General features: G+C 63.1%; 13 protein-coding genes. 8 read left to right on the forward strand and 5 right to left on the reverse strand.

The genetic code is table 11. The features are described from left to right. From KR767_RS15460 to KR767_RS15480, 5 genes are all read left to right on the forward strand, one after another. On the forward strand, window positions 1-978 hold the full coding sequence (locus KR767_RS15460; protein WP_250876888.1) for a GlxA family transcriptional regulator: 978 nt from the start codon (window positions 1-3) through the stop codon (window positions 976-978). A 52-nt stretch (window positions 979-1,030) separates the two neighbouring features. Continuing rightward, a complete protein-coding gene (locus KR767_RS15465) occupies window positions 1,031-1,987 on the forward strand; it encodes a GlxA family transcriptional regulator (RefSeq protein ID WP_250876889.1) in 957 nt (318 codons plus the stop codon). A gap of 421 nt (window positions 1,988-2,408) precedes the next feature. Then, the gene (locus KR767_RS15470; RefSeq protein ID WP_250876890.1) at window positions 2,409-3,626 is read left to right on the forward strand and encodes an efflux RND transporter periplasmic adaptor subunit; all 1,218 of its coding nucleotides are present in this window, start codon (window positions 2,409-2,411) and stop codon (window positions 3,624-3,626) included. A 2-nt stretch (window positions 3,627-3,628) separates the two neighbouring features. Next, entirely contained in the window at window positions 3,629-6,799 is a 3,171-nt protein-coding gene (locus KR767_RS15475; protein WP_250876891.1) for an efflux RND transporter permease subunit, read from the forward strand. A 5-nt stretch (window positions 6,800-6,804) separates the two neighbouring features. Beyond that, window positions 6,805-8,280: an efflux transporter outer membrane subunit gene (locus KR767_RS15480; RefSeq protein ID WP_250876892.1), complete on the forward strand. Its 1,476-nt coding sequence runs from the start codon at window positions 6,805-6,807 to the stop codon at window positions 8,278-8,280. Here KR767_RS15480 and KR767_RS15485 read toward each other — a convergent pair. Continuing rightward, the gene (locus tag KR767_RS15485) at window positions 8,222-8,671 is read right to left on the reverse strand and encodes a hypothetical protein (protein WP_166948247.1); all 450 of its coding nucleotides are present in this window, start codon (window positions 8,669-8,671) and stop codon (window positions 8,222-8,224) included. The two genes, KR767_RS15480 and KR767_RS15485, sit on opposite strands and share 59 nt — an antisense overlap. 408 nt (window positions 8,672-9,079) lie before the next feature. Here KR767_RS15485 and KR767_RS15490 point away from each other — a divergent pair, with 408 nt between their 5' ends. The 3 genes from KR767_RS15490 to KR767_RS15500 all read left to right on the forward strand — a co-directional run bounded on the left by KR767_RS15490 (window position 9,080) and on the right by KR767_RS15500 (window position 11,681). Then, window positions 9,080-9,973, forward strand: coding sequence for an SDR family oxidoreductase (locus tag KR767_RS15490; protein WP_166948245.1), 894 nt, complete (start codon window positions 9,080-9,082; stop codon window positions 9,971-9,973). 158 nt (window positions 9,974-10,131) lie between these two features. Next, the gene (locus KR767_RS15495; protein WP_250876893.1) at window positions 10,132-10,434 is read left to right on the forward strand and encodes a helix-turn-helix domain-containing protein; all 303 of its coding nucleotides are present in this window, start codon (window positions 10,132-10,134) and stop codon (window positions 10,432-10,434) included. 95 nt (window positions 10,435-10,529) lie between these two features. Beyond that, a complete protein-coding gene (locus KR767_RS15500) occupies window positions 10,530-11,681 on the forward strand; it encodes an AI-2E family transporter (RefSeq protein ID WP_250876894.1) in 1,152 nt (383 codons plus the stop codon). A 16-nt stretch (window positions 11,682-11,697) separates the two neighbouring features. Here KR767_RS15500 and pdeM read toward each other — a convergent pair whose 3' ends face one another. From pdeM to KR767_RS15520, 4 genes are read right to left on the reverse strand one after another with little or no spacing between them, the layout of a single operon-like run. Continuing rightward, complete coding sequence (gene pdeM, locus KR767_RS15505; RefSeq protein WP_250876895.1) at window positions 11,698-12,354, reverse strand: ligase-associated DNA damage response endonuclease PdeM; 657 nt, start codon at window positions 12,352-12,354, stop codon at window positions 11,698-11,700. After that, entirely contained in the window at window positions 12,351-14,792 is a 2,442-nt protein-coding gene (locus tag KR767_RS15510) for a ligase-associated DNA damage response DEXH box helicase (RefSeq protein ID WP_250876896.1), read from the reverse strand. Before KR767_RS15510 ends, pdeM begins: the two co-directional genes overlap by 4 nt. Next, complete coding sequence (locus tag KR767_RS15515) at window positions 14,749-16,341, reverse strand: ATP-dependent DNA ligase (RefSeq protein ID WP_250876897.1); 1,593 nt, start codon at window positions 16,339-16,341, stop codon at window positions 14,749-14,751. Before KR767_RS15515 ends, KR767_RS15510 begins: the two co-directional genes overlap by 44 nt. Then, window positions 16,341-17,363: a ligase-associated DNA damage response exonuclease gene (locus KR767_RS15520; protein ID WP_166948235.1), complete on the reverse strand. Its 1,023-nt coding sequence runs from the start codon at window positions 17,361-17,363 to the stop codon at window positions 16,341-16,343. Before KR767_RS15520 ends, KR767_RS15515 begins: the two co-directional genes overlap by 1 nt. Window positions 17,364-17,448: the final 85 nt, after the last annotated feature.

The following is a 17,448-nucleotide window of genomic DNA, read 5'->3' on the forward strand; positions in this document are numbered from 1 at the left end:
GTGCGCAGCCACGATGTCGCTTTCGTGGTCTTCCCCGGGTTCCAGATCCAGGATCTCGGCGGTCCGCTCGCCGTATTCGAATGTGCCGGCAATCTGGTAGATAGTGCGCCATATCGCTGCCATGTGGTGTCGCAGTCAGGCGGCCCCGTGGCAAGCAGTTCCGGGCTTGTGGTGTTGACCACGCCGTTCAATAGCCAGCGCTTCGATACCGTGGTGGTTACGGGCGGGGATGTGTCGAACGAGCCATCGGGTCATCCCGTGCTCGCGGCGCATCTGGCGCGCCTTGCCGCTATCGGCAAGACGCGTATGGCCAGCGTCTGTACGGGTGCTTTTATCCTGGCCGAGTCTGGCCTGCTCGATGGTCGCCGTGCAACGACACACTGGCGCTACGCGCTCCTGCTCCAGCGCCGTTTCCCGGCTTTGCGGGTGCATAGCGACGAGATGTATATCAACGACCGGGGTGTATGGACGTCTGCAGGCGTTACCGCGGGTATCGACCTGTCACTTGCACTGATAAGCGACGATCTTGGCGTGGATGTCGCGAGGGAGACATCGCGTCAGATGGTGTTTTCCCATTACCGACCGGGTGGTCAGGCACCGTTTGTCTCGTCGAACGAACGGGAGCCCGTCACCGATCGGATGCGTGGGGTGATGGACTATATGTCAACCCATCTCGCAGAAGACCTTTCGACCGGACGTCTTGCAGGCATGGCAAGACTGAGCCCTCGGCAGTTCTCCCGGGCATTCTTCGCCGAGACCGGCTACACGCCGGCCAAGGCGGTTGAGCGTTTGCGCGTGGAAGCGGCCACCCCGCTCGTAGAGGCGGGTCATGAGCCCATCGAACGTATCGCGACAAACGTCGGCTTCATCGATCCGGAGCGCATGCGCCGCGCGTTCATCCGGGTCACCGGTCATCCGCCGCAAAGCATCCGCCGCATGGCCCTGCACTCGGGTTCAGTCCCTCGGCCGGTCGGCTGATGGACAAAAGGCCGCATGGCGTGAATTGAGGAACTCCCTTATAAAGGGACGCATGAACCGAATCGCGTTTTTCGTATCCCCCGGTTTCTGGCTGCTCGATCTGGCCGGCCCCATGGGAGCGTTCGAGGCTGCGTCGGCGGTGGCGGAGCAGCCGCTCTATGAACTCGCCATCACGTCGGCAGAGGGTGGGGCGGTGACCAGTAGTGCAGGAGTGTCGCTCCCCACCATGGCCCACGGCAGCTTCTATGCCGACACTGTCGTATTTGTCGGCGGCCAGATCGAACCCATGATCGCGCCGGAGGTGGTCAATGCGGCGAAAGCGCATGCCGCGCACGCCAGCCGCGTCGCCAGCGTGTGCACGGGTGCGTTCCTGCTTGCAGAAACCGGCCTGCTCGACGGCCGGCGTGCCACCACCCACTGGAAGAAGGCCCTGCAATTCCAGCAACGCTACCCGTCGGTGCGAACAGAGGTCGATGCCATCTTCGTGTCCGACGGACCCATCTGGAGTTCTGCGGGCGTCACGGCGGGTATCGATCTCGCCCTGGCGCTTATCGAAGCCGACCAGGGTCCGGAGATCGCACGCTTGGTCTCGCAAAGTCTCGTGGTCTATCACCGTCGTTCCGGTGGGCAGTCGCAGTTTTCCGAGATGTCACAGATGGAGCCGGCATCGGACCGGATTCGTCGCGCGCTCACCTTTGCGCGGGAGCACCTCAACCAACCCCTTCCCATCGAGCGCCTGGCCGAGGCTGCGAATCTGAGCGTGCGACAGTTTGGTCGTGCGTTTCGCCAGGAGACGGGCGAGACCCCGGCAAAGGCCGTCGAGCGCTTGCGCGTCGAGGCGGCCCGCTCCCGGTTGCGCGATGGCGCGGAGCCCGTGGAGCGGATTGCTGCGGCGGTCGGTTTCCATGACCCGGAGCGGATGCGCCGGGCCTTCGTCAAGATTCATGGCATGTCGCCACAGGCCATGCGCCGTGTCGCCAAGGGCATGCCCGAAGAACAACACGCCTGACGCCGGATTCCCCTACGGCTTCTTCTGCTGTGCTGGGGTGACTCAAGATACGTCAACGGCGCCGAGATACACGTCAATGGCGGGCAGCACGTCTAGCAGAAACCACATCATGTGGTGAGAGATGCAGGATTCTGTGTCTCTCGGTACGTCTTCACATCTTCAAGCGGGAGCGCACTCACACGACATGTCTTCGTGTGATCGATGCTGCGCATTGATATGCGCGATGCATGGGCAAAAACGAGGGAAGTTCGTCCTTTCGTCATGAGCTGGCGTTGACGAGAATCCGGGCCTTGATCGGCATACGAGACAAACCTCCCATGAAACACATGATGTTGCCTGGCCTGCGGGGCATGACCGCATGAGCAAGCCGTCTGAAAAATCAACCGTCCCGAATAGTGCATCGAACATGCGGTGGCGCTCCGTGGCGTCACTTCTGTGCATCGCTGTTCTGGCGGGCATTGGCATCGTCGTCGTGCCCGCTACGAAAACATCTGCCGCATCGGTAGCGCCGCTGCCCACGGTATCCGTGGCCAAGCCGCTACATCGCGAAATTACCCAATGGGACGACTACGTTGGACGCTTCGAGCCAAGCCGCACGGTCGATATCCGGCCTCGCGTCTCGGGTCAGGTGGCCGCGGTCCATTTCACGGATGGTGCGCTGGTGCACAAGGGGGATCTGCTTTTTACGCTCGACAAGCGCCCCTTCGAGGCAGCACTTGCCGAAGCCCGGGGCAACCTCGCTTCGGCGCAAAGCGACCTGGTGCTGGCCCGCGCCGACCTCACCCGCTCCGAGCATCTGGTCGGCGATGACGCCATGGCTCAGGGTGAAATGGATCGCCTGAAAGCGCGCGTGGGTGCAGCGACGGCGGCGGTCACGAGTGCGACGGCCCGGGTGCAGGGCCGATCGCTGGACCTTGAATTCACTGAGGTCCGTTCTCCCATCGACGGTCGTGTATCGGACAGGCGTGTCGACCCCGGCAACCTCGTGGCCACCGGCGACGGTCGCAACGGCACGCTGCTGACGACGGTCAATGCACTCGACCCGATCTACTTCGTGTTCGATGCATCGGAGGCGATGTTCCTGAAATCCCGGCGTGCGGAAAATGCAGGGAAGAGTGAGGCGGTAGCCGACGTCCGGTTGCAGGATGAAGCCGACTATCGCTGGCATGGCCGGGTGGATTTCATCGATAACGGACTCGATCCCCGCGCGGGAACGGTTCGCATGCGTGCCGTCATCGATAACCCTGCGTACTTCCTGACGCCGGGCATGTTCGGAAACATGCGCCTGGCGGATCGTGGTGCGGCGTCCGCGTTGCTTGTGCCGGATGAAGCCATCCAGACCGATCAGGCCGACAAGCTTGTCCTGGTCGTGACCACCGATGGCACAGTCAAGGCGCAGCGCGTGCAGACCGGTCCGCTGGTTGAAGGACTTCGTGTCGTCGAATCGGGGTTGTCAGGCAACGAATCGGTCGTGGTCAGCGGAGTGCAGTACGCAACGCCGGGCTCGAAGGTTGAAGGCAAGCCCGTGACCATCTCACCCGTAGCGACACCCCCCGGCGTGGCGGCACCCCTTGCGGCTAGTGAGGCGACCCTCGTCCCGCAAACGTCCCCGCATCGCCTGACATCCCAGGGATCATAGCCATGCGTCTATCACGATTCTTCATCACGCGGCCGATTTTTGCCGGTGTGCTGGCCGTCATCATCACCATCATCGGTGCCATTTCCTACTTCCGGCTGCCTGTGTCGCAGTACCCCGACGTCATTCCTCCGCAAGTCGTCGTTTCCGCCCATTTCCCGGGTGCCACGGCCGAGACGGTGGCCGAAACGGTCGCTGCGCCCATCGAACAGGAGATCAATGGTGTCGACAACATGCTCTACATGTCGAGCCAGTCAACAGGCGATGGCAAGGTAGCCATTACCGTCACTTTCAGGATCGGCACGAAACTGGATGCGGCACAGATGCTCGTCCAGAACCGGGTCGCATCCGCCACGCCGCGACTGCCCGAGGAAGTGCAGCGCCTGGGCGTGACTACCCGCAAGACGGCGCCCAGTGCGCTGATGGCCGTCAATCTCGTTTCTCCCGACGGTACGTTCGACCAGAGTTACATCTCGAACTATGCGCTGACGCAGGTGCGCGACCGCTTGAGTCGCATCGACGGCGTCGGCGATGCGGTGATCTTCGGCAGTCGCGAGTTCGCCATGCGAATCTGGATCGACCCGGGTCGCGCTGCAGCGCTCAATCTCACGGCCGGAGAAATCGTTGCAGCGCTTCGCGCGCAGAACGTCCAGGTGGCCTCGGGTGCCATTGGTGAGCCGCCCGTCTCGGATGCCAACGCATTCCAGCTGAGCGTGCGCACCCTGGGGCGGTTGAAGGACCCGTCGCAGTTTGCGGATATCGTTATCCGTACGGACGCGGCAGGCCGTCAGGTGCGCGTCCGGGACGTGGCGAGGGTCGAGCTGGGCGCGGCCGACTACAGCACCAACGCCTATTTGTCGGGCAAGCCGTCCGTGATGATCGGCATTTTTCAGCGACCCGGTTCCAACGCATTGGAGACCGGCAAGGCCGTCGAGCGGGAGATGGACGAGCTGACGAAAACATTTCCGCGTGGCCTCGAATACAAGAGCATGTGGAACTCGACGAAGTTCATCGAGCAGTCGACCGAGGCGGTCATGCACACCTTGTTCGAAGCCGCTGCCCTGGTCGTGCTCGTGATTTTCGTCTTTCTTCAGAACTGGCGGGCGGCCGTTATTCCCATCGTGGCTATTCCGGTCTCGCTGGTCGGCACCTTCGCTCTGCTGGCCATTGCCGGGTACAGCCTGAACAGCCTTTCTCTTTTTGGCCTCGTGCTGGCGATTGGTATCGTGGTCGATGACGCCATCGTGGTCGTGGAGAACGTGGAGCGAAACCTGGCCCTCGGTCTTGCACCCGTGGACGCGGCGCGCAAGTCGATGGATGAAGTGTCGGCTGCACTGGTAGCCATCGTGCTGGTGCTCTGTGCGGTCTTCATTCCCACGTTCTTCCTTGAGGGCCTCTCGGGTGCCTTCTACAGGCAGTTTGCGTTGACGATTTCCGGCGCCACGGTCATCTCGCTCGTACTTTCACTCACGCTTTCACCCGCACTGGCAGCACTGCTCCTTCGTCCGCATGCCGAAAAGGCAGCCAGCCATCCCGTCGTTGCCGCGCTCCATCGCGCAGGTGATTCGTTCAACAGCCGCTTCGATAGCTTTGCCGCGGCGTATGGCAGGCTCACCACCCGGATGGTCGCGAGGCCCAGGGCCGTCATGGTGTCCTATGCCGCGCTGATTGCCGCAACCCTGGGGTTGTTCTACGTGACGCCTTCGGGCTTCATTCCTGCCCAGGACCAGAGCTACCTGATTACCATCATACAGTTGCCGCCGGGTGCTTCGCTGGCGCGGACAGATGCGGTCGTCCAGGAGGTCTCCCGGCGTGTGCTGGGCATCGAGGGGGTACGCGGCACCATCATGCTGCCGGGCTGGGATGCCGCCTCCAACACCAACGCGCCCAATGCCGCAACGGCGTTCATACCACTCAAGCCCTTCGCCGAACGCTCCCGTCACGCCAGCGACATCCTTGCCGAGGCCCGGCAGAAGACGGCAGGCATCACAGACGCACGGGTCCTGGTGATTCCGCCACCGCTTATCGACGGCATCGGCTCCGCAGGCGGGTACCGCATGATGGTGCAGGACAGGGGAGGGAGCGACTACCACGCACTCGGCCAGAAAGCCGGCAAGCTCATCGAGAAAGCCAATGGCACCCAGGGTCTGGCGCAGGTCTTTACCTTCTTCAATACACTCACGCCGCGCATCTTCGCGGATATTGATCGCCGCAAGGCCGACATGCTCGGCGTACCTCCGGAGCGTGTGTTCGAAACGCTGCAGGTCTACCTTGGCTCGGCCTATATCAACGACTTCAACCTGCTCGGACGCACGTTCCATGTCACCGCGCAGGCTGACCAGGCCTTCAGGCGCAGCCGTGCCGATATCGTCAACCTGAAGACACGCTCGGACGGTGGAGCCATGGTGCCCATCGGTGCCGTGGCGACGCTCAAGGATGAAACGGGGCCGTATCGTGTCGTTCGCTACAACCTGTTCCCCGCCGTCGAGGTGGATGGCGATACGGCTCCCGGCTATTCAACGGGTTATTCGATGGCCACGATGGAAGCGCTCGCCACGCAAGTACTCGGTCCGCGCTATGGCTTTGAGTGGACCGGCATCGCCTATCAGCAGAAGACGGTGGGCAATACCGCGGGCCTGGTATTCCTGCTTGCAGTGGTTTTCGTCTTCCTTGTACTTGCGGCGCAATACGAAAGCCTGACGCTGCCGCTATCGATCATCCTCATCGTGCCGATGTGCCTGTTCGCGGCCATGATTGGCGTCAATATCCGCGGGATGGACAACAACGTCCTGACCCAGATCGGCCTCGTCGTGTTGATTGCACTGGCCGCCAAGAACGCCATCCTGGTCATCGAATTTGCCCGGCAGGCGGAGGAGCAGGACGGATTGAGTCCCGGGATGGCCGCTGCCCGTGCCGCGCAGATGCGCCTTCGGCCGATTCTCATGACGAGTCTTGCGTTCATCCTGGGTGCCGTGCCGCTGCTTGTAGCCACGGGCGCCGGCGCCGAGCTGCGTCAGACTCTGGGTACCGCGGTGTTCTTCGGCATGCTTGGTGTTACCGGCTTCGGCCTGCTCTACACGCCTACGTTTTACGTGGTCTGCCGCGCCCTGGCCCTGCGTCTGGAACGCCGCCGCCTTGGCCGGACGCCGGCATCCACGCTTCTGACTTCGGACTGAGACCCATGCGGATTCGTATCTTTACCCTGTCGACTATCACGTTGGCCCTGTCGGCTTGTGCGGTCGGTCCGGATTACAAATCTCCCGATGTTCCGTCGTCTGCGCAAGGCCCGTTCCTGATGACCAGCGCTACCGTGTCGGCGGATGCGCCCGCGAACGATTATTGGTGGAAGCTTTACAACGATCCGGTGCTCGACCGCCTCATCGACGACGCGCTGCGCGCCAACACGGATATCCGCGTTGCTCTTGCTCGTCTTGATCGCGCAAGGGCTGATCTGCGCGAGGCCAGGGCTCAATGGTGGCCGTCCACGGATATCGATGTCAGCGCCAACCGCCAGCAGCTCCCGGCAGTGCAGATGTTGCCGGGCTATGCGCGGGACAATACCTATGTCGATGCGGGGCTCAGCGTCGCCTATGAGGTGGATCTTTTTGGTCGGATACGTCGGCAGGTGGTGGCTGCGCGTGGGAACTACGGTGCCGCCGAGGCGGACGTCGATGCCGTACGGGTAACGATCGTGGCCGACACGACAAAGGCCTATGTGGATGCTGCCAGCGCTGCCCGGCGCCTGGACGTGGCACGACATATCGTCGCCTTGCTCGACCGCACCCTGGGCGTGACCAGGGCACGGCAGGAGGCAGGCCTGGCCGGCGTCCTGGATGTCACCCGCATCGCCGCACTCCGGGAGCAGCGCAACGCCGATATCCCGATCATTGCCGCCGAGCGCCAGGCGGCTCTGTTCCGTCTTGCTGTCCTGACCGGCAGGGCACCGAAGGATCTGCCGGCGGAGGCGGCTGCCCGGGCCACGGCACCACGCATGGACGAGCCGATCCCGACGGGTGACGGCATGCAGCTGCTCGGTCGCCGCCCCGACGTGAAAGCGGCCGAGCGACGTCTGGCGGCTGCAACGGCAAACATCGGTGTTGCCGCGGGCGACCTGTACCCCAAGGTATCGCTGGGTGCTTCCGTCGGTTCGACTGCTTACGGTTTCGGTGACTACTTCGGGCAGGGGCCCTTGCGCTGGATGCTTGGCCCGCTGATTTCATGGTCGTTTCCCAACCAGGGGCACGTTCGCGCGCAAATCGACCGCTCGAAGGCCGACACGCGGGAAGCGCTGGCACGATTCGACGGCACGGTGCTCCAGGCCCTCGGAGAAACGGAGACGGCATTGTCGAACTATGCGCGCGTCCTTGAACGTCGTCAGGCACTCGCTTCAGCACGGCATGAGGCCGAGCGAGCGGTCAACATCGTCCGGGCACGGCAGCGGGAAGGGCAGATCGACAATCTCTCGCTGCTGGATGCCGAACGGACGTTTGCAGATTCCGAAGCCGATCTCGCTAGCGCTGATGCCCGTGTCGCCGATAGTCAGGTGGATCTCTTCCGGGCACTGGGCGGCAGCTGGTCGTCGGCAGCGGCGTCCGGGGTCAATCCTCCCCTCGGGATAGCCATACGCGAGGCAGGTATGCCTTGGCGCACCCCTTGAAACAGACCAGTTGCCCCTGCGTGCCGGTAAACGACAGCAGCGTGCCGTCAGCCATCTTCAACTCCAGCAGGCCGCCCGGAACCGGCGAATGGATGACGCCGTCGTGCACAAGGGTGACCGGCATGGCGAAGGTCTTCTGCCCCCACCGCCAGTACGCCATGCCTTTGTCTCCCTTGATCGAGATCTCGGCGGTATTGGGGCCATATCCTTCCTTGTCGTAGAGGTGGATTTCCTTTGACCTGCAAGCGACTAGCAGAATGATGACGGAAGCCACCGTCAGGGATTGGACAAGCTGCATGGCAACTTCTTCCTGGTGAAGATCGGGTGTGTGAATGTTTACTCGGCAGACGATCACGGACGGGGCCGGTTCGCCATGATCGTGGCCTTTCATACCGGCCAGTCGGTGAAATCCAGGGCTACGTATCCCCGTGGCGATGGCGGGGGAGACGGCGCGCAATAAAAAACCCGCAGAGGGGAGTCTGCGGGCCTTGGGGAACTCCATCCAAGCCAGGCAAGCGAGCAGGGGAACTCAGAGCCATGGCGGTGGGAACGTCGCCTCGCGGCGACCTGAGGTACAAGCTATTCCCCTGGAAGTTAACGCCACCTGAGTTTTCATGGATGAGGCTGGGTATGTTCAGCATCCATACCATGACGCATTTTCTTGCGCATGAGGGGGATCTTGCGCCGAGCCTTATGGATGCTCTTCATTCTTGTGTACCGGCTTTCACTGGAGAAGGACGTCGCAATGCCACCGGCGGCCCGACCTTTGGAGGCTCACTCAAGTACCGGAAACCCTCGCATGTCGAACGCCCCCATCCTGATCGATCCGACCACCCGGTTCCCAGGGCCGCCGTTTCATACACCGAAGCAATCTGCTCCAGGGCTTGCCGCAAAGCTCGATCCGCCCGCCGACCATGGAGAACGCTCGTACAAAGGCAGCGGCAGGCTGCAAGGACGCCGCGCTCTTGTCACGGGCGGCGATAGTGGCATCGGGCGTGCTGTGGCCATCGCTTTCGCGCGGGAAGGGGCTCACGTCGTCATCAATCATCTGCCCGAGGAAGAAGCGGATGCGAGAGAAGTCGTGACCCTTGTCGAGGCGGAAGGCGTTGTCGGAAAAGCCATCCCCGGTGACCTGAAAGACGAGGCATTCTGCAAATCCCTGGTCGGCCGTGCCGCTGAAGCGATGGGCGGCCTGGATATCGTCATCAACGTGGCAGGTCGCCAGACTCACCAGGCAGGCATCGAAGACCTGACCACTGCGCAGTTCGACGAGACCTTCAAGGCCAACGTCTATGGCCTATTCTGGATTTGCAAGGCCGCCATGGCCTTGCTTCCCAGGGGAGGCACCATCGTCAATACCGCTTCCATCCAGGCATATCAGCCTTCGGACATCCTGCTCGACTACGCCTCAACGAAAGCCGCCATCGTGGCGTTTACGAAATCGCTGGCGAAACAGGTAGCCGAAAAGGGCATCCGGGTGAACGCCGTGGCACCGGGCCCGATCTGGACGGCACTCCAGCCGTCGGGCGGCCAGCCTATGGAGAAGATCAAGAACTTCGGCGCCAGCGTCCCCATGAAACGACCGGGACAGCCCGTGGAGTGTGCCCCGCTGTATGTCCTGCTGGCCTCGAACGAGTCCAGCTTCGTCACCGGCGAGACCTATGGCGTGACGGGCGGCAATCCGCTGCCCTAGTGTGTTAAGCCGCGGGTGGGGCGCGGAGGCATTCGCGCAACGATGCGGTTTTACGGGATTTATATGGGATGACGATTTCCCGTTACTCCAAACGCTTGCCTGCCTTCTCATAATGAGTGGGCAGGCTGATTTCACCAGGCGTTTCGTGGAGCAGAGAAATGGCGCATCCGTCCCATATCGGCATGAATATCCGTCGCGAATGCAGCAACCAGAACATCACACTGGATGAGCTGTCCAGGCGGACCGGACTTTCGGTGGGGCGCCTATACGAAATCGAAGAGGCGGGAGGGTGCCCAAGACTGTCCGAGATCATCGGTGTTTCCCGGGCGCTGGATGTTCCCTATACGGCGCTTCTGGTCAGTACGGCAAGGCCGGGGAACACTTCGGGTCGGTCGATCGTATCGGGTTCGCTGAGGCTGCATCGCCAGCCGCATGGTATGAAGCACGCCTCGCCCCGGTAAGCGACGCTGGGGTCAGCGTCTCCCCCGGAGACAAAAGTCTCACGCGCAACCAGCGACATTCGCCCCTGCACCAGTTTCCACAGGGAGAATGTAACGTGACGAATGACGCCGCTCCGCCGCCGGAGATCGATGTGCCGCCCCAGCCAGTGGCGGAGGTGGAAGCGGAAGAGATGCCGTTGCCCAACGATCCCAAGACGGTCTTCCTGGGCATACTGACCGTCATTGCGGTGCTGGGCTGTGCCTATGTTGCCCGGGAGGTGATCCTCCCGGTCGTCCTGGCCTTCATCCTGAAACTGCTCCTCCAGCCCCTGATGCGGTTGCTTGCCAGGGTACGGGTTCCGCGGCCGGTGGCGGCCTTGCTGCTGATCGTGGCGCTGTGGGGCCTGCTGGCCGGGCTGGGAGGCATGCTGAGCGGTCCGGCGCAGAGCTGGGCGCAACGGCTCCCCGAGGGCCTGCCTCGCCTGCAGGAGCGCGTGAAGGTCATCAGTGCCCCGCTGGACAGCCTGAAGGGGATGCTGGCGCATGCCAAGGGCATGATCGGGGCATCCGACGAGGGCACGGCGGGTCATCCGGCGGCCGCTGGCATCGATTTCCAGGGCGCTATCCTGAGTGGGGTCCAGACCTTCGCGTCTGAATTCCTGACGATGTTCCTCGTGCTCTTTTTCCTGCTCAACTCCGGCGATACCTTCCTGCGCCGGCTGGTCGAGGTGATGCCCCGGTTCCGGGACAAGCGTCAGGTGATCGACATTGCCTGGCAGGTGGAGAGCGACGTGTCGTCGTACCTGGTCACCATCACCATGATGAACCTGCTCGTCGGCATCGCCACGGGCCTGGCGATGTGGGCATTGGGACTGTCCGATCCCATCCTGTGGGGGGCTGTGGCGTTCCTGCTGAATTACGTGCCGATTCTTGGTCCGCTGGTGGGCGTTGTTACCTTCCTGGGTGTGGGCATGCTCAGCCTCGATCCGTTGTGGAAGGCCTTCATGCCCATGGTGCTTTACGGCGCGATCCACGTGCTCGAAGGCGAGACCATCACGCCCATGCTGCTGGCGCGACGCTTTACGCTGAATCCCGTCATCGTGATCATCGCGCTGCTGTTCTGGGACTGGATGTGGGGTGTGCCCGGCGCCATCCTTGCCGTACCGATGCTCGCCATCACCAAGATTCTCTGCGACGGCATCCGTCCGCTGGCTGCGTTCGGGCATTTCCTCGAAGGGGATCGTCGTAAAGCGGCCGACGAATCGTAGCGAGCGGGCAACCGGTTTATGCCCGCTCGCCCCGTATAGGAATGAGTCCACCTGGTGTCACTGCAATCACGGTGTGTGCGGCACGGATATCCATCTCCTGCAGGCCCGTCATGGTACCGAATGCCGGAAGTATCCCTGCGGTGTCGTCGAAGACGAACGCGGGCAGGCGATGCTTGCGCCATCCATCTCGCACGATGACGCCGGGGTGGACATGCCCTGATAGAACGTAGCCACGAGGATCGGTTTCCGGATGGTGGGTGAGAACGAACGGTGGCTCCATCACCGGTTCCCGGAGCACGCGGATGCCGAGTGAGCGTGCGTCGAAGTGGCGGTCGTGATTGCCTTCCACCAGCAGCATGTCGATGTCGGGATGCCGATGTCGCCATGCACGCATGGCCGTCACCCATTCGCTACCGTCCGTGGCCTCGCCGTGGGCAAGATCGCCCAGGATCACCAGCCGGCGTGGGGTGAACTCGTCGATGAGCGCATCCAGTCGCCCGATGTCCGTATAGGTATCGCCACTGGGCACGGCGATGCCGGCGCGGCGGAAGACGCCGCCCTTGCCGAGGTGGACATCCGCGACCATCAAGGTGCCCGTATCCGGCCTGAAAAGTGCGCGTTCTGCGTGGGCGATAAGGCGCGCGCCTGCAATAGCCAGCTCATACGTCATCATGTGTCTGCCTTCGCTTCAAGGCTGGCTCGCATGCGTTCCACGCGCGATCGCCAGTCGTCTGCGGAGATGCCGCCGCGCAAACGTTCTACCCATAACGGAAACGACAAGGGGGTAAGCCGGGGCGGCTCCTTCCATACCAGCTGCGAGCGGGCCATGCGCAGCATGACGCGGCGCAGGCGCTTCACCTCCAGATGCAGTTCAAGTACCTCGTGATCGGCCTGCCAGAGCAGGGGATGGTCGGGATCGTGCCTGCGCAGCACGTCGTAAAGCAGGCCGCTCGATGCCTGGAGCTGGCGCAGTGTCTTCGAATGGGCGGGATAGCCGCTGAAGACCAGTCCGGCCACGCGGGCGATTTCCCTGAACTGCCTCCGGGACAGCTCGATCAGGTTGATGCTCCGCACGATATCGGTAGCGAGCCGTGATGGGTGCAGCAAGCTTCGCATGGTGGCCGTATCCAGTGGCGGAAGCGTCGCGGCGGTGATCGTGAGCCCGTAATCGTTCACGGCATAGCCGTAGTCGGCCGGATGGATGAGCGACAACCGGTAAGCGAGCAGGGCGGCCATGCCCTCGTGTGCGAGATGGCCGGCGAAAGGATAGAGGAACAGGTAATCGCCATCCCGGGTACGAATCCGTTCGCACAAGGTTTCCTCCGTGCCCGGCACGGCGGATTGCCTTCGCTGGATGGCAAGCAGGGGTTCAAGCCGTTTCATTTCAGGCGATGCGGTGGCCTTCGAAGCCAGCGCGTGTCGCAGGTGGTCGGACAGTTCGCCCGACAGGGGCAGCCTGCCGCCTTGCCAGCGAGGCACGCCACCACGACGGCTGTTTGCCGCGCGTACGTACGCCGTCATGTCGCGGACGCGGACCAGCTCAAGGTTGCGGCCGGCAAAGAGGAATCGGTCGCCGGGCCGCAGGCGCGCAATGAATGACTCCTCGACGCTGCCAAGGCGTGCGCCCTTGAGATATCGCACCTGGAGGCTGCCGTCGGAGGTGATGGTACCGATCGAAAGGCGATGCATGCGTACGATGCGCGGTGCGCTCGCCACGTATCGACCATGTTCAAGCACCAGCTTCCGGTATTCCGGATAAGCCGCCAGGGCGCTCCCTCCGGTCACCAGGAAACGAAGCGTTGCATCGAAGCGCTCCCGTGGCAGGGATGCGTATGGCCATGCCGAGGTAACCTCCGCATAGGCTTCGTTGGCGTCGAAACCGCCTGCCACTGCGAGTGTGGTCAGGTGCTGGGCGAGAACATCCAGGCATCCCTTGCGTGGATGGCGGGGCTCCAGATGACCCTGGCGCAGCGCATCGCGGGTGGCGGCAATGTCGGCCAGTTCGAGCAGATGCGTCGGTACGCACAGGATGCGCGAAGGCGCACCGGGTTGATGCCCGCTGCGCCCGGCCCTTTGCAGCAGACGGGCGATGCTCTTGGGGCTGCCTATCTGGATCACCTTCTCGACACTGGAGAAATCCACGCCAAGATCGAGGCTGGACGTCGCCACCACACATCTCAGCCTGCCTTCGCGCAAGGCTTCTTCGGTCGCGAAGCGCAGCCTGGGATCGATCGAGCCATGATGCAGGGCGAGTGTGTCTGGATCTTCGGGCCACACGGAGGCAAGCGCCTCGTGCCAGAGTTCGGCTTGCGAGCGTGTGTTTGCAAACACGAGGCTGCTACGTGCGCTCATGAGCGTAGCGAGTACGCGCGGCAGCTGTCGCAGGCCCAGGTGCCCAGCCCAGGGAAATCGTTCGCCGGCTTCGGGAATGGCCGATTCGACAATGATTTTCTTGGGCGAGGAAGCACCTACCAGCACACCACGGGGCGTGAGCGCGGCCAGTGCTTCGTCAAGGTTGCCCAGCGTGGCTGACAGCCCCCAGATCCTTGCATCGGGCCGATAACGGCGCAGGCGGGCCAGGCCAAGGAGCAGCAGGGTTCCGCGCTTGTTGCCGATGAGTTCATGCCATTCGTCGACGACGATGCCCTGTAGTCGCGAGAAACGATCGGCAGCATCGGGATAGCTGAGCAGCAGGGCAAGGCTTTCCGGCGTGGTGACCAGCAGTTCGCAGGCGCCACGTCGTAGCCGCGCGCGCTCGCCGCTACCGCTGTCGCCGGTACGACGAAGCACGCGCCACGGCAGTTCCATGGCCTCGACGGCGGCGCTCAGGTGCTGCGTGGTATCCGTAGCCAGTGAGCGCAAGGGAGTGATCCAGAGCAGTTGCAGCCCTGCCGCGGGATGAAGCACGCCATGGATGAGCGGGCCGCCGGCCGCTGCCAGCGTCTTGCCGGTGCCCGTGGGGGCATGGATCAATCCATCCTCGCCAGCTGCCCAGTGTCGCCATGCTGCGCGCTGGAAAGGCGCCGGGCGGCGGCCCTGCGACGCAAACCACGCCAGCAGGCGTGATTCAGCCCGTCGCCAGCTTGCGGAGGTCGGCGAGGTGTTCGGCATCGTGGATGGACAGGTCGGTTCGCCAGCGGAGGATGCGCGGAAAGCGCAAGGCCACACCGGACTTGTGGCGGCCGGACAACTGGATGGCTTCGAAGGCGAGTTCGAAAACGTGAGTGGGCGTGACCGAACGGACCGGGCCGAAACGTTCAATGGTGTTGGCCCGGATCCATCGATCCAGGGTGGATATCTCGGCTTCACTGAGGCCGGAATACGCCTTGGCCACGGTCACCAGTTGTCCTTCGTCCCAGGCGCCGAAGGTGTAGTCGGTAAAGAGCCCCGAGCGACGGCCATGTCCGGGCTGGGCATAAAGCAGCACGCAATCGACCGTATAGGGATCGATCTTCCACTTCCACCAGTCGCCGCGTTTGCGTCCCACGCGGTAAGGCGAATCCAGGCGCTTGAGCATCAGGCCTTCGGTCTGGCGCGCACGCGATTCTTTCCGGACCGTCTCCAGCTCGGCCCAGTCGGTCGCGGGAATGATGTCGGAAAGGCGGAAGGTCGCGCCCAGTTTACTGACCACGGCTTCCAGCTGGGCGCGGCGCTGATACAGCGGCTGTTCGCGGATATCCTCGCCGACGATCTTCAGCAGGTCGTAGGCCACGAAACAGACGGGAACCTCGGCCATCAGGCGTGCACCGGGTGCCCGCTTGTTGATGCGTTTCTGTAGTGCGGTAAAGGGCATGGGCGCGGTTGATCCGGGTGTCCATGCCATGATTTCCCCATCCAGCGCGCATCCGTCGGGCAGTGCCAGCGCGGCCTGTTCGATTTCCGGAAAACGCCCCTCAAGCAGCTCGTTGCCCCGGGACCAGAGAAAGCTGTTGCCATGTCCACGTATGAGCTGGGCACGGATACCATCCCACTTCCATTCGGCCTGCCATGCTTGTGGGTCACCGAGTTCGGAGACGTCCCTTTCGAGTGGCGACGCAAGGAAGAAGGGGTAGGGGCGCTCATTGTCTTCATCGGCACCTTCCGGCGCCGTAAGCAAGGCGAAGCTATCTGCCCCGGGAGTCCAGTCGCCGCTGAGGCGATGTGCCACGAGGTCGGCGGGGATCGCATAGGCGTCGGCGATGGACTGGATCATCAGCCGCTGTGACACGCCTACCCGCAGGGACCCCGTGAGCAGCTTGTTCACGAGGAACAACTCGTCTTTTCCGAGTAACCGCCACCACTGGCGGAGGCGTTCCACGCGCTCAGCGGACTCCATCGCCCGCAAGGAAGGAAGTCGGGATGTCATCCACTCCTGCAAGGCTGCGTTTTCGCCCGGCATGTCCGAGACCGGCAGCATGAGGGTGATCGTTTCGGCGAGGTCGCCTACCTGGGCGTAGCAATCGTCGATCAGCCACGTGGCAAAACCGGTTTCTTCCGCCAGCGCCACGCGCATTTCACTGGAAGTCGCGGTACGTTTGAGTTTGCCACCACTCAGGATATAGACCGCCCAGGCGGCATCCGCCGCCGACGTCTCCAGCAGATAGGCGGCGATGGCCTCCCGTTTGGCCAGGGTCGATGTCGTGCGGTCGAGCTTGCCGAACAGGTGGGCGAAGCGATGCATCAATCGCCCTCCTCGGATGAGCGCGGATTCAGCACCACATCGCCCAGGGACGACAGCGGCCGCGCATCATGGCCAGCTTCGCGCAGGTAGCGGATAAGCGCTTCGCCGTCGCCATGGGTCACGTAGATCCGGCTGGCGCCGGAATCCTGCACACTGCGAACCAGACCATTCCAGTCGGCGTGGTCTGACACGATGAAGCCCCGGTCGTAGCCGCGCCGGCGCCGGGCACCGCGTACCTGCATCCACCCGGAAGCGAAGCCGGTCGACGCCTGGGCGAACCGTTTCATCCAGGGCGAGCCGGCCGCCGAGGGCGGGGCGAGGATCAGCTCGCCGGCAAAGTCCCGGCCGCGGGGCGATTCACCGACGGAAGCCGTAGAAACCATCGCGACGCCCGCTTCGCGGTAGACATCGACCAGACGTAGCATGGCGCCGTGCAGGTGCACGGTACGATCCGTTCTCGCCGCCAGTTCGGCCAGCAGGCGCTGGGCCTTGCCCAATGCATAGCAGAACAACACAGCGGGTACCTGCCGGGCCGCGCAATCGTCCCACCAGGCCAGCAGGTCCGTGATCACCTGGGTCATCGGGGGCCATCGGTAGATGGGTAACCCAAAGGTGGATTCAGTGACAAAGATATCGCAAGGGACCGGCGTGAACGGCTCGCAGGTAGGGTCCGGATCGCGCTTGTAGTCGCCGGAGACGACGGCCACCGTGCCGGCCGCCTCGATCCGGATCTGCGCGGACCCCAGCACATGTCCTGCCGGATGCAGGGAGACCGTGGTCTCGCCCAGCTGGAAACGCTCGCCATAGGGGTGTTCGATCAGCGCAGCATCTTTACCCAGGCGCTCACGAAAGAGGGGGAGCCCTGTCTCGCTGACGTGATAGAGCGCGCTACCGGCGCGGGCATGGTCGCCGTGGGCATGCGTGATGACGGCGCGTTCCACCGGCCACATCGGGTCGATGAAAAAGTCTCCAGCCGGGCAATAAAGCCCTTCCTTACGGGGCTGGAGAAGATATTCGTTCATTCGTGGGAGGCTAGGGTGCCCTCCGTCAAGAGTCCGTGTCGGAAACGAGTTGCCTGCAAACGGGCCTTCCAGGCTGAATCGTCGT

The organism is Luteibacter anthropi (assembly GCF_023699965.1).
Lineage (GTDB): Bacteria > Pseudomonadota > Gammaproteobacteria > Xanthomonadales > Rhodanobacteraceae > Luteibacter > Luteibacter anthropi.

Bases quoted from the DNA above. Each gene is read 5' to 3' on its own strand.
- KR767_RS15465 (WP_250876889.1), top strand. From the start codon at position 1,031: ATGAACCGAATCGCGTTTTTCGTATCCCCCGGTTTCTGGCTGCTCGAT.
- KR767_RS15475 (WP_250876891.1), top strand. From the start codon at position 3,629: ATGCGTCTATCACGATTCTTCATCACGCGGCCGATTTTTGCCGGTGTG.
- KR767_RS15480 (WP_250876892.1), top strand. From the start codon at position 6,805: ATGCGGATTCGTATCTTTACCCTGTCGACTATCACGTTGGCCCTGTCG.
- KR767_RS15485 (WP_166948247.1), bottom strand. From the start codon at position 8,671: ATGAAAGGCCACGATCATGGCGAACCGGCCCCGTCCGTGATCGTCTGC.
- KR767_RS15490 (WP_166948245.1), top strand. From the start codon at position 9,080: ATGTCGAACGCCCCCATCCTGATCGATCCGACCACCCGGTTCCCAGGG.
- KR767_RS15495 (WP_250876893.1), top strand. From the start codon at position 10,132: ATGGCGCATCCGTCCCATATCGGCATGAATATCCGTCGCGAATGCAGC.
- pdeM (WP_250876895.1), bottom strand. From the start codon at position 12,354: ATGATGACGTATGAGCTGGCTATTGCAGGCGCGCGCCTTATCGCCCAC.
- KR767_RS15510 (WP_250876896.1), bottom strand. From the start codon at position 14,792: ATGCCGAACACCTCGCCGACCTCCGCAAGCTGGCGACGGGCTGAATCA.
- KR767_RS15515 (WP_250876897.1), bottom strand. From the start codon at position 16,341: ATGCATCGCTTCGCCCACCTGTTCGGCAAGCTCGACCGCACGACATCG.
- KR767_RS15520 (WP_166948235.1), bottom strand. From the start codon at position 17,363: ATGAACGAATATCTTCTCCAGCCCCGTAAGGAAGGGCTTTATTGCCCG.